Raw genomic sequence first — 12,443 nt, 5'->3', positions numbered from 1 at the left:
ACTTCCCTTTCTCGGCGGCTGGCTTGAAACTTGCCTCGCCCGTCCCGTTGTGACGACCGACAAGAAGGAGCTGGAACCGGCGATGAAAACTCCCAAACGCATCGAGCCGCTGATCGAGGACGGCTTGGTCGACGAGGTGGTACGGCCCCTGATGAGTGGCAAGGAGGCAGCGGTCTACGTGGTGCGCTGCGGTAGTCAGGTACGGTGTGCCAAGGTCTACAAGGAAGCCGACAAGCGCAGCTTCCGCCAGGCCGCGCAATACCAGGAGGGACGCAAGGTCCGTGGCAGTCGGGAAAACCGCGCCATGGCCAAGGGCACCAAGTTCGGTCGCCGCGAGCGCGAGGACAATTGGCAGAACGCCGAGGTGACGGCGCTCTATCGGCTGGCCGATGCCGGGGTCCGGGTGCCCAAGCCCCACGATTTCCTCGACGGCGTGCTGCTGATGGACCTGGTCACCGACGGCAATGGCGAAGCCGCGCCGCGGCTCAACGACGTGACCCTGAGCGCCGAGGAGGCCCGTCGCTACCATGACCTCATGATCGGCCAGATCGTGCGTATGCTCTGCGCCGGCCTGGTCCACGGCGACCTTTCCGAATTCAACGTGCTGCTGGCCGAGGACGGTCCGGTGATCATCGACCTGCCCCAGGCGGTGGATGCGGCCGGCAACAACCACGCCTTTCGCCTGCTGGCCCGGGACGTGGAGAACATGGCGCAGTACTTCGGCCGCTTCGCCCCGGAGTTGCGCCAGACCCGTTATGCGCCGGAGATGTGGGCGCTCTACGAGAAGGGCGAGTTGTTCGTTCATTCGCAGCTGACCGGTGAATTCGCCGAGCGCGAAGGCCAGGCCGACGTCCGCGCGGTGATGCGCGAGATCGAGGCCGCCCGGCGTGACGAGGAACGCCGTCAGGCTGCGCGCCGCGAGCAGGACGAACCGAGCGGGCGCGAGGAGCCGCCACCACCTTGGTTAAGCTGAGCGTTAAGCAGAACGATTAGCGCTGCGATGAGACGAACGGCCCCAGTGGTCGGGCGATGAACGGCGCCTGTGTGGGACTGGCGCGCTAAACTGGCGACTGAACAGCACAGGACTCTTTTCATGCAAGGCCATCCGGACGTCATCAACTACCTCAACCAGCTGCTGCGCGGCGAGCTGGCAGCGCGTGACCAGTACTTCATCCACTCGCGGATGTACGAGGACTGGGGCCTGATGCGGCTGTACGAACGGATCGGCCACGAGATGGAGGAGGAAACGCAGCACGCCGATGCCCTGCTGCGCCGTATCCTCTTCCTCGAGGGCACCCCGGACATGCGGCCCAACGCCATCACCGTCGGCCAGACCGTGCCCGACATGCTGCGCGCGGACCTGGCCCTGGAGTACGAGGTGCGCGAGGCCCTGGCCCAGGGCGTGGCGCTGTGCAATCAGCACAAGGACTTCGTGACCCGCGAGATCCTGGTCGTCCAGCTGGAAGACACCGAGGAAGACCACGCCTACTGGCTGGAACAGCAACTCGGCCTGATCGACAAGATCGGTCTGCAGAACTACCTGCAGTCGCAGATGAAGGGCGGCTCCACGCCCCACGGCACCGGCCTGTAGCGACCATCCAGCGGCGCCGGCAGGCGCCGCTCAGGCGTCGCGGGCGTCGTCGTCCGGCGCCCGCGGCAGATAGAGCGAGATGGAGGTGCCGACGCCGGGTGTGGTGTCGACCTGGATCTGGCCACCGGATTGGTGCACGAAGCCATGCACCATCGACAACCCCAGCCCCGTCCCTTGCCCTGGCGGCTTGGTGGTGAAGAAGGGATCGAAGATCCGCTCGCGGATATCCGGCGCAATGCCTGTGCCGGTGTCGCTCACCTGTACCCGCACATAGTCGCCTATGGGCAGGCGCTCCGGACGGTCCGGAGCGGTCTGCGGGAGATTGGCCGTGGACAGCAGCAGTTGGCCGCCCTGGGGCATGGCATCGCGGGAGTTGATCGCCAGGTTGAGCAGGGCGCTTTCCAACTGCACCGCATCGATCACCGACGGCCACAACTCGGGCGCCAGACGGGCCTGGACGTCGATGGCCGGGCCGACGCTACGGCGGATCAGCTCCTCCATGGCCAGCACCAGCTCGTTGACGTCGGTGGACTTGGCTTCCAGGGTCTGCCGCCGGGAGAATGCCAGCAGCCGCTGGGTCAGGGAGGCGGCGCGCTCGGCATAGGCCTGGGCTCCGCCGAGCAGGCGGTCGAGCTGGTCGGTGCGCTGCTGCTGCTGCAGGCGGCGTTCGATCAACTCCAGGCTGCCGATGATGCCCGCCAGCAGGTTGTTGAAGTCATGGGCGATGCCGCCGGTCAGTTGGCCGATGGCCTCCATCTTCTGCGCCTGATGCAATGCCTGCTGCGCCTGGGTCAACTCGGCGGTGCGCTCGGCGACCCGCTGTTCGAGGGTCTCGTTGGCGGTGCGCACCGCCTGGAACAGTTGCGCCTGCTCGATGGCGATGGCCGCGCGGGCGGCGAGCGCCGCCATCAGGCGTTCATGGCGCGGCGTGAAGCACGCCGGTTCGGGATGGCCGAAGAACAGTCCGCCGAGCACGTTGCCGTTGCGTGCCACCACGGCGACCGCGAGGTAGCTGCGCACGGGCGGCAAGCCGGGCGGGGGTGCCGATGCTGCACGGTAGGAGTCGCTGGCGAGGTCGTCGCAGCGCACCACGCCCTCGTCACGCACCGTAGGTGCGAACAGTGCCCTGGCATGGGACTGATCGAGACGTTCGAAAGACGCGCGTCCGGCACCCGACAGGGTGAGACGTTGCAGGCCGCTGTTGTTCTCATCGGCCTGGTGGTTGAAATAGGCGCCGACACCCGCCCCGGTGAGTTCGACGCCCGCGTCGGTCACCGTCTGCACCAGGTGGGCGAGATCGAGTTGCGCGGCCAGTTCCGTATCGATGCGCTTGAGCGCTTCCAGGGTGCGGGTCTCTTCGCGCAGTTCCGCCTCGGCGTGCTTGCGATCACTGATGTCGACGATGAATTCGAAAGCACTGCCATCGGGCAGGCGCTTGGCCGCGACCAGCGCCCAGCCGGTGGTGCCGTCGCGTCGCTGGTAACTACGCTCCGCGGGTGGCAGCTGGTCACCATCGCGGCGCAGGTAGGGGGGCGGCCAGGCGATGCGGCCGGCGTGAAGGTCATCGTGGTCGTGACCGCTCATGCGCAGGAAGGCGTCGTTGGCATCGATCAGGCGGCCGGCGGGATCGAAGCAGAGGGCGCCCACCGTCTCGATCTCCAGGGCGGTGCGGAACCGCCGCTCGCTGGCCTCCAGCGCGGCCTTGGCCAGGTGGGCCTCGGTGACGTCCTGCCCCTGGCAGAAGATACCGATCACCTGGCCGGCCTCGTCGGTCAGGGGCTCGTAGATGAAATCCAGGTAGAGGGTCCGCGCCGGTTCGCCTGCGCGCTCCAGCCGCAGCGGGGTGCGCTCGGCGACGAAGCGTCGACCGCTACGGTAGACCTGATCGAGCCACTCGAAGTAACCCTGGTCCTGCAGTTCGGGAAAGACCTGGCGGACCGCATGCCCTTCGAAGGTACGTTCGCCGAACAGCCGGCGATAGGCGACGTTGACGAAGTCGAAGACATGTTCCGGACCGCGGACGATGGCGACGAAGCCGGGTGCCTGCTCGAACATGCGGCGCTGGCGGGCGGCATCGGCGGCACGGCGACGCTCTTCGAGGATTCGTTGGGTGGTCTCGTGACCCTGGTTGAAGATGCCGGCGATCTCGCCCCCTTCGCCACGGATCGCGGTGAAGCTATAGTTCCAGTAGGTCTCGCTGACCACACCTTGGCGCGCCATCGGCAACATCTGGTCGAAGACGGAAAAGCCTTGGCCTGTGGTCATCACCTGGGCGAACTGCGGCCCGACCACTGGCCAGATATCCTGCCAGACCTCTCGCGCCGGACGACCGAGCGCCCAGGGGTGGCGCTCGGCGGGGACGGGCGCCCAGGCATCGTTGTACAGCAGCAGGAGGTCGGGGCCCCAGTAGATGGCCGTGGGAAAGCTCGAGTTGAGGCAGATGCTCAGCGCGGACCTGAGGGATTGCGGCCACAGGGACGGCGGTCCCAGGGGCGATTCGGACCAGTCGTAGGTGCGCAGTCGTGCGCCCATCTCGCCGCCTCCGGCGAGAAAGTCCACCTCGTTCCAGTCGGCAAGCTGCGTTGCCATCTCTCCCACTCCCCTGATACGGCCCTCGTTCCTGGCGTTCTGACCACGGGCGCAGCGCAACTGCAGCAGCGGTCCGCATTTTTTTAGCGGCCCGGGCGTGTTCAGGCTCTCGGAGCGTAGCGCTCGATGGCGTCCGGCAGCGCCCAGCCGGCAGCGAACACGAAGAGCAGCAGGACCAGCGGCAGCAGCACCAGCCAGAAACGGGTGGGCACGGGCTCCAGGCGATTGCCGCCGGTCTTCTGCAGCAATGCCAGGCTCAGGCCGCAGAAACCACCGGCGAGCAGGGCGCCGGCGAGGATGTCGGTGGGCCAGTGCACGCCCAGGTAGACGCGGCTCAGGGCGATGAGCACCGCCGGCAGGGCGGCGATCACCAGCCAGGCCAGGCGCCCGCGCGGTCCGTAGCGACGGCCGACGAGGATGCCCAGGGTGAGGAAGAAGGCGAAGGAAGCCGAGCTGTGGCCGCTGGGCAGGCTGTAGGTGGTCAGGGGCTCGGCGAGCACGTCCGGTCGGGCGCGCGCCAGCAGGTTCTTCAACTGACCGTTGGCCAGCGCGGTGCCCAGGGTGGTGCCCAGGGCGAACAGCAGCGGGCGCCACTGGCGGAAGGCGGCGAGCACCAGGATCAGCAGTGCGGCGGCGATCAGCTGGGTACGGAAGTCGCCCAGCCGGGTGATGACCACGGCGACCCCGTTGAGCCAGCTCTCGCGGTGCTCCTGGACCAGCGCCATCAGGCCTTCGTCGAAGGCGCGCAACTGGTGCCAGCCGAACAGCAGCGCCAACAGGCCGGCCAGGCAGAGGGCGCCGCTGAGCAGGGTGGTGCCGGCGCGCTCGCGCCAGGCGCCATGGGCGATGACCGCCACCAGTACCGCGACGCCGCCGAGGATGACGCCGGCCTGCTGCCAGAAGCCTTCCGGCAGGGGCAGGCGGAAGGCGGCGCCGGTCACCCAGCCCGGGCCGAGGTAGGCGATGGACCAGCCGGCAGCGGCCACCAGGCTGACGCTGACGAACTTCACCAGCGGCATGTCGAGCATGCCGGCGATCAGGGGCAGCAGCGGGCGCAGCGGCCCGATGAAGCGGCCGACCAGCAGGCTGGCCACGCCGTACCTGTGGATGAAGCCTTCGGCCGAGCCGATCCACTCCGGATGGGTGCGCAGGCCGGGCAGGGCGCGGATGCCCTGGTGGAAGCGACGGCCGATGAAATAGGACACCGCATCGCCGAGGATACCGCCGAGAAAGCCCAGCAGCAGGGTGTCGAACAGCCCCAGCGCACCGTTACCGGCGGCGATGGCCACGGCGAAGAGCACCACCGTGCCGGGCACCACCAGGCCGGCCAGGGCCAGGCATTCGAGAAAGGAGATGATGAAGATGGCCGTGCCCAACCATTGATGATGCTGGTTGATCCACTGGGTCAGGCCGGCGAGCAGTTCCGTCATCGAAAGGCTTCCTGGGGTCCGGGGGTCGCGTCCTCAGACCGGCAGGAATTGCCTTTGGTTGCCTCAAGGACGCGGATCGAGACGTAGCGCCTCGGGGCCGGGGGATTGTAAATCGCGCTCGGGAATTTCCCAGACCAATAACTGTGGCGGGGTTTGTCGAAACGCGGGCTGGGGAAGTAGTCGCGCGCCGCGCCGGCGAAGTGCCCGCCGTCCTTGGCGAAGCGCCCGACGCTGGCACCCAGGGCCTGTTCGAGGAAGGGCAGGAAGTTGGAATTGCGCGAGAAGGAGGTGCCGATCAGCGCGACGTTGGGCAGGTCGCCATCACCGAACAGATCATCACTGGCATCGGCCGTGGCGCGGCTGTCGACCCGGGTCAGGCGCAGCACCTCGGGTGCAGGTTGCAGCCGTGGCGGCAGCCAGTCCAGGCCGGCCAGGCGGACCAGATCACCGAGTCGCGGCGCCGGCGCCAGGGGCGTACGAGCGAAGGCCCGCGCCGGGGTGGCCTGGAAGGGCAGCGCCTGGATACGCGCCCCCAGGGCGCTGGCCGCGGCCTCGGCGCCGGTCTCGTTCCAGTGGGTATCGGTGCGCAGGAAGGCTGCTCAGCGGCGCGAGTACCGGAGTGAGATCGAGCACCGGCACGCCGGCGGCGCTGAGCAGTCGGGTCCAGTCGGCGATACGGCTGGCAAAGGCGGCCGGACGGCTGCGCTGGACGAGCGCGGCTCACGGCTGAACCGGCGTGCGAGGTTGTTTGCTGACGCCAAGAAAAAGGCCCGCTTGCGCGGGCCTCCGTCCTTACTCTTCGTTGCGCGACCGGTAGGGCTGCGGCCGCGAGAGTTGCGGTCGACCCTCCTGCTCTTCGAAGAAGTAGCGCAGGTAGAGGTTGCCGTTGACGTCGCGCTCGTCCTGGGCGTTGTCCATGCCCAGGCGTCCGCCCAGGGCGAACTGCCCGCTGAGGCGGTACTCGCCATTGGCCGAAAGGCTGTAGGCCACACCGGTCTTGCTCTTGCTGCCGTACTGGCCTTCGCCCGCGGCTTCCGCCGCGGCCTGCAGGGCCGCATCGTCGGGGTAGCGATCGGCGGCGTCCTGGCGAATGGTCTGCACGCCCAGCATGCCCTGCACCTGGTAGGCCCAGAGATCGCCGCGCTGCGCCCACACCAGGGGTACGCCGATGGCGAAGTAGCGCTGCGGGCTGAAGTAGCCGCCGTGGCCGTAGGTCAGGTGGTTCTGGTTGTTGTCGTAGCCGATCGCCGTGGCCGACAGGCCCACGGTGAACAGGCTGTCCGGACCGTTACGCAGGTAGTAGTAGACCCCGGTGCCGATCTCGAAGCGGTCGTTGTCCTTGACGTCGTGGCCGGTCAGGCGATGGGCCGCGCCGTAGATGTAGGAGCCATAGCGGCCGTCGTCATAACGCAGGCGGGCCAGGCCGCCATTGGCGGTGACGCCACCCCATTCCTGGCCGGTGCGCGGATCGCGGATGCCGCCGTAGGAGGCCAGCGAATCCGTCACCGAGCGACGCGATACGCTCAGGGCGTAGAGCAGGTTCTCGCTGAGGCTGCTCAGCGGGCGTTCCAGGGTCGCGCCGCCAACCACGGTGCTGTATCTCAGGCCCACCGGCGAGACGCCGATGTCGCCCTTCAGGCCGCGACCGGCGTCTTCCACGGCGATGGACGCCGCCACGCCGTTTTCCTTCTGGCTGCCGTCGCTGCTGCTGTCGTTGATGCGGGTCGGGGTGACGCGCACGGCCAGGCGCTGGTCGCCGGCCGGGAAGGAAATTTCCAGGGGCGCGCTGACGGTGGTCTGGCGCGAGCTGCCACTGGGGTCGTAGCTGCGCACGTTCAGGCCCTGGGTGATGCGGATGCTGCGCTCGCGCTGCAGCTGGCCGAGGATCTGCTCGGTGGCCAGGCTGCTCGACAGGCTGCTGGTGGGCACCACGGACAGATCGCTGAAGGGGTTGTCGGCGGCCTTCTGGGCCTGCAGCGGATCGCTCCAGGCGTAGTCGGCGCTACCCGTATTGCCACCAACGGCGGCCGGGACGGCGGTCAGGGCGTCATCGCTGCGTGTCTGGCCGGGCAGGGCGGCAAAGGGGTTGTCGCTGGCGCCGGCGGCACGGGCGGCGGACTCACGATCCTTGCGCTCCACCTGGACCACCTGCTCCAGCAGGCCGGTCGCGGTGCCGGCCATGCCGATGTCGCGATAGAGCAGGGCGGCGCGGCGCAGCACCTGCGGATCGCTCTGGCCGAGCTTGACCGCCCGGTCCAGGTACTGGCGCGCGGTGACGCTGTCCTGCGACTTGGCGGCGATCTCGGCGGCGCCCAGATAGAGCTCGGCGTCCTTGGGGTTGTCGCTCAGGACGTCACGATAGAGCTGGCGGGCTTTCTGGGTGTCGCCGCTGGCCAGGTACATGCGCGCCAGGGCCGCCTGGGCGGCCTTGTCGTCGGGCCGTGCCTTGAGTGCCGGGGCCAGGGTGTCGTAGGCGGCGGCCAGCTTGCCCTGATCGGTGAGGCGGTCGGCCTGGCGGATGCGGTAGCGGGCGAGCAGGTCGTCGTACTGCTGCTTCTCGCCGCTGTCGAGGACCACGCCCTGGAGATCGCGCAGCACGTTGCCCACGGTCTGGTCCTGATTCATCTGCAGCTGGATGCTGGCGTAGTGCAGCTGCATGGCCGGAGCCGGACGGGTATCGCCGCTGATCAGCGGCTTGAGCAGTTCCAGGCCGTGTTCGGGATCGCCAGCGCTGGCGAAGGCCTCGGCCAGGTCGCCGATCAGGTCGGGGTTGCGACCGGCGCGGGCTTCCAGACGCTGCATCAGGCTGCGGGCCTCTTCGCGCCGACCCTGCCTGGCCAGGGCCACGGTTTCGGCCAGCTGTTCGTTGAAGGTGATGCGCGCGGCCAGGGCGTTCATGTCGGGCGAACGCTGCGCCTGGGGGATGCGCATCAGGGTCTGCATGGCCCGCTGGTATTCACCCAGCTCGTTGGACAGCAGGGCGCTGGCGTAGAGTACCTCGGGGCGCTGGGCACCATCCTTGACCAGGCTGTCCACCAGGTCGCGCGCAGCGCGCGGACGGCCCTGGCGAACTTCCAGGCGGGCCTGGGCGAGGCGCAGCCAGGGGTCGTCCGGCGATTCCTTGCGCGCCTGCTCCAGCAGGCGCGAGGCGCCCTGCAGATCGCCGCGGGCCTCGGCGGCCTCGGCTTCCTGCATGGCCTGGCCGGCGCGCAGGCGATCCAGGCCCTTGACCTGGGTCTGGGCGCTCGGCTGCAGGTTCTTGGTCAGTTGCATGGCTTCTTCGGTGCGACCCAGCTCGTTGAGCGCGGCGATGCGGCCGTAGTAGGCGTCGACGTTGGCCGGTTCGCGCATCAGCACCTGGCGATAGGTGGCCTCGGCCAGGTCCCACTGGCGCTTCTGGCTCTGGATACCGGCGAGGAACAGCTGCGCCTCGACCGCCTCGGGCTTGAGGCGAATGGCCTCGACGCTGAAGTCGCGCGCCTCGTCCAGGTTGCGCTTGGCCTCGGCGGCATGGGCGCGCTCCAGCAGGTGGTGGTAGCGAGCCTCGTCCAGGGCCGGCTGCCAGGTCTTGCCGCCTTTCTGGACGGCCTGGGTGAGCAGGCGCTCGGCATCGGCATAGCGTTTCTGCGCCAGGCGGGCGGTGCCCAACTTGCCCAGGGCGTCTGGGTCTTGGGGCGTCTTCTTCAGCTGGGCTTCCAGGGCCTGCACGGCAGCGGCGGTCGGCGGCGCATCGGCAGCGGCCGCCCAGGTGGCTTCGGCATGGATCAGCAGGGCGAGCAAGCCGAGGGACAGGGTGAGGTGCTTGGGCATGGTTCTTTCCGTGAAGGCTGTTAGGCGTCGCTGCAGCACCCGGTCGACGCAGGGCTGGAACGGTTCCGGCTACTTGGGAATAGCTGAACGCAAGCTGAACGGCAAATCTAGCCGCGGATGATTCCCGACAGGCCGTGGCGAGTCAACCGAATCGAAATCGCAATACCATATCCCAGGGCCCTCGGCGCTGGTCGCCCGGGGCGTGGCGACGCTATACTGCACAGCTTTCCCATCGTCTTTCGCAGGCTGCCGACCATGACCGAGTCCGTCTCCGCCTACATGACCCGTCTTGGCCAGGCAGCGCGTGCCGCGTCGCGGGTTGCCGCCCGGGCCAGCACCGCCCAGAAGAACCGTGCCCTGCTGGCCGCCGCCGCTGCCCTGGACGCCCGCCGCGCCGAATTGAGCGCCGCCAACGAGCAGGATCTGAATGCCGCCCGGGCCAATGGCCTGGAGCCGGCCATGCTCGATCGCCTGGCGCTGACGCCCAAGCGTATCGACGACATGATCGAGGGCCTGCGCCAGGTCGCGACGCTGCCCGATCCCATCGGCGAGATCCGCGACATGAGATACGTGCCCTCGGGCATCCAGCTGGGCAAGATGCGCGTACCGCTGGGCGTCATCGGCATCATCTACGAGTCGCGGCCCAACGTGACCATCGATGCCGCCAGCCTCTGCCTGAAATCCGGCAACGCCACCATCCTGCGCGGCGGCTCCGAGGCCATCCATTCCAACCAGGCCATCGCGGCCTGCATCCAGGCTGGCCTGGCCGAAGCCGAGCTGCCGGCCGAACTGGTCCAGGTGGTGGAGACCACCGACCGGGCCGCTGTCGGTGCGCTGATCACCATGCCGGAATACGTGGACGTCATCGTGCCGCGCGGTGGCAAGAGCCTGATCGAACGCATCAGCCGCGATGCCCGCGTCCCGGTGATCAAGCACCTGGACGGTATCTGCCACGTCTATATCGACCGCGCCGCCGACGTCGACAAGGCCATCCGCATCGCCGACAACGCCAAGACCCAGCGCTACGCACCCTGCAACACCATGGAGACGTTGCTGGTGCATGCCGCCATCGCCGAGCGGGTGCTGCCGCCCCTGGCCGCCATCTACCGCGACAAGCAGGTGGAACTGCGCGGTTGCGAACGGACCCGGGCGCTGCTCGGTGCTGACGTCCTGCTCGCCACCGAGGAGGATTGGCGCACCGAGTACAACGCGCCGATCCTGTCCATCCGGGTGGTGGATGGCCTCGAGGCTGCCATCGAGCACATCAATGCCTATGGCTCGCAGCACACCGACGCCATCGTCACCGAGAACTTCAGCGATGCCCGGCGCTTCCTCACCGAGGTCGACTCGGCGTCGGTGATGGTCAATGCCTCGACCCGCTTCGCCGACGGCTTCGAATACGGCCTCGGCGCCGAGATCGGCATCTCCACCGACAAGCTGCACGCCCGTGGGCCGGTAGGCCTGGAAGGGCTGACCAGCGAGAAATACGTGGTCTTCGGCGACGGTCACGTCCGTAGCTGATGAGCAGCCTGCCCACCCGCATCGGTCTGTTCGGCGGTACCTTTGATCCCGTGCACATCGGCCACCTGCGCGCTGCGCTGGAGGTGGCCGAGGCCCTGGCACTGGACGAACTGCGGCTAATCCCCAGCGCCCGGCCGCCGCACCGCGAGGCGCCCAGCGTCGCGGCCGAGGACCGACTGGCGATGGTCCGGCTGGCGGTGGCGGACAGCGCGCCGCTGGTGGTCGATGACCGGGAACTGCGCCGGACGCGCCACTCCTATACCATAGAGACCCTGGAAAGCCTGCGCGCCGAACTCGGCGATGAGGTGCAGCTCCTGCTCATGCTCGGTTGGGACGCCTTTTGCGGCTTGCCGACCTGGCATCGCTGGCGTGAGTTGCTGGAGCTGTGTCACATCCTGGTCCTGCAACGGCCCGATGCCGACAGCGAGCCCTGTCAGGAACTGCGAGATTTCCTGGCGGCGCGCAGTCAGCCCGATCCCCAGGCCCTCAAGGGGCCGGGCGGGCAGATCACCTTCATCTGGCAGAACCCGCTCGCGGTGTCCGCTACCCAGATCCGCGGCCTCCTGGCCACCGGGAAGTCCATCCGCTTCCTGGTGCCCGATGCCGTGCTTGACTACATCCGGACGCACGGACTTTATCCGGCGTCCTCCGAACCGAGGTAAGAGCTACACCATGCAAAGCGAACAACTCGTCCAGGTGGCCATCGCCGCCCTGGAAGACATGAAGGCCCAGGACATCATTTCCCTGGACGTGCGCGAGAAGACCAGCGTGACCGACATCATGGTCATCGCCAGCGGCACTTCCAGCCGCCACGTCAAGTCGCTGGCCGACAACGTGCTGGAGAAGGTCAAGCAGCAGGGCGTACGCCCGCTGGGCAGCGAAGGCCTGGAAGGCGGCGAATGGGCCCTGCTGGACCTGGGCGACGTGGTCGTCCATGTCATGCTGCCGACCACCCGCGAGTTCTATGACCTCGAGCGCCTCTGGCGCGGTGCCGAGCAGAGTCGCGCCGCCCACGGCGAATAACGCCCGTGCGCCTGCGTCTCATCGCCGTCGGCTCGCGCATGCCGCGCTGGGTCGAGGAGGGCTGGCACGAGTACGTCAAGCGCCTGCCGCCGGAGCTGCCGCTGGAACTCGTCGAGATCCCGCTGCAGACCCGCGGCAAGAACGCCGACGTCGCCCGGCTGATCCGCCAGGAGGGTGAGGCCATGCTGGCCAAGGTGCAGCCGGGCGAGCGCGTGGTGACCCTGGAGGTCACCGGCAAGCCCTGGAGCACCGAGCAACTGGCTGAAACACTCCAGCAGTGGCGCCTGGAAGCCCGCACCGTCAACCTCATGGTCGGCGGCCCCGAGGGCCTCGCACCCGAGGTGCAGGCGCGCAGTGAGCAGCGCTGGTCGCTGTCGCCGTTGACGCTGCCGCATCCCCTGGTGCGCATTCTCGTCGGCGAGCAGCTCTATCGCGCCTGGACCGTGCTGGCCGGCCATCCGTATCACAAGTAGTCCATA

At 68.2% G+C, this 12,443-nt stretch carries 9 protein-coding genes and 1 pseudogene; 6 read left to right on the top strand and 4 right to left on the bottom strand.

Annotated features, from left to right (window positions below; translation table 11 throughout):
* The first annotated feature begins 82 nt into the window (after positions 1–82).
* A complete protein-coding gene (locus AR540_RS14275; RefSeq protein ID WP_059229871.1) occupies positions 83–973 on the top strand; it encodes a PA4780 family RIO1-like protein kinase in 891 nt (296 codons plus the stop codon).
* A gap of 120 nt (positions 974–1,093) precedes the next feature.
* Positions 1,094–1,591 (top strand): bacterioferritin, encoded by a 498-nt coding sequence (gene bfr / locus AR540_RS14270; RefSeq protein ID WP_059229870.1) that lies wholly within the window; start codon positions 1,094–1,096, stop codon positions 1,589–1,591.
* A gap of 30 nt (positions 1,592–1,621) precedes the next feature.
* Here bfr and AR540_RS14265 read toward each other — a convergent pair whose 3' ends face one another.
* The 4 genes and pseudogenes from AR540_RS14265 to AR540_RS14250 all read right to left on the bottom strand — a co-directional run bounded on the left by AR540_RS14265 (position 1,622) and on the right by AR540_RS14250 (position 9,420).
* Positions 1,622–4,180, bottom strand: a complete 2,559-nt coding sequence (locus AR540_RS14265) for an ATP-binding protein (protein ID WP_059229869.1) — start codon at positions 4,178–4,180, stop codon at positions 1,622–1,624.
* A 101-nt stretch (positions 4,181–4,281) separates the two neighbouring features.
* Complete coding sequence (locus tag AR540_RS14260) at positions 4,282–5,610, bottom strand: bifunctional DedA family/phosphatase PAP2 family protein (RefSeq protein ID WP_059229868.1); 1,329 nt, start codon at positions 5,608–5,610, stop codon at positions 4,282–4,284.
* A gap of 63 nt (positions 5,611–5,673) precedes the next feature.
* Positions 5,674–6,309: pseudogene (locus AR540_RS24890) on the bottom strand (alginate O-acetyltransferase AlgX-related protein); the annotation flags it as partial.
* A 93-nt stretch (positions 6,310–6,402) separates the two neighbouring features.
* Positions 6,403–9,420 carry a cellulose biosynthesis protein BcsC gene (locus AR540_RS14250; RefSeq protein ID WP_059229866.1) on the bottom strand — a complete coding sequence of 1,006 codons (3,018 nt, stop codon included), beginning with the start codon at positions 9,418–9,420 and terminating at the stop codon, positions 6,403–6,405.
* A 255-nt stretch (positions 9,421–9,675) separates the two neighbouring features.
* Between AR540_RS14250 and AR540_RS14245 the strand changes: the two genes are divergently transcribed.
* From AR540_RS14245 to rlmH, 4 genes are read left to right on the top strand one after another with little or no spacing between them, the layout of a single operon-like run.
* Positions 9,676–10,941: a glutamate-5-semialdehyde dehydrogenase gene (locus AR540_RS14245; RefSeq protein WP_059229865.1), complete on the top strand. Its 1,266-nt coding sequence runs from the start codon at positions 9,676–9,678 to the stop codon at positions 10,939–10,941.
* Positions 10,941–11,603 (top strand): nicotinate-nucleotide adenylyltransferase, encoded by a 663-nt coding sequence (gene nadD, locus AR540_RS14240; RefSeq protein ID WP_059229864.1) that lies wholly within the window; start codon positions 10,941–10,943, stop codon positions 11,601–11,603. Before AR540_RS14245 ends, nadD begins: the two co-directional genes overlap by 1 nt.
* Before the next feature lie 10 nt (positions 11,604–11,613).
* Complete coding sequence (gene rsfS, locus AR540_RS14235) at positions 11,614–11,964, top strand: ribosome silencing factor (protein WP_007159669.1); 351 nt, start codon at positions 11,614–11,616, stop codon at positions 11,962–11,964.
* 5 nt (positions 11,965–11,969) lie between these two features.
* Entirely contained in the window at positions 11,970–12,437 is a 468-nt protein-coding gene (gene rlmH / locus AR540_RS14230; RefSeq protein WP_007159668.1) for a 23S rRNA (pseudouridine(1915)-N(3))-methyltransferase RlmH, read from the top strand.
* Positions 12,438–12,443 lie beyond the last annotated feature (6 nt).

It is taken from the genome of Pseudomonas sp. EpS/L25 (assembly GCF_001512295.1).
Classification (GTDB): domain Bacteria; phylum Pseudomonadota; class Gammaproteobacteria; order Pseudomonadales; family Pseudomonadaceae; genus Chryseomonas.
Note: the sequence above shows the minus strand (reverse complement) of the source record. Positions and strands in the feature narration are given on the sequence as shown.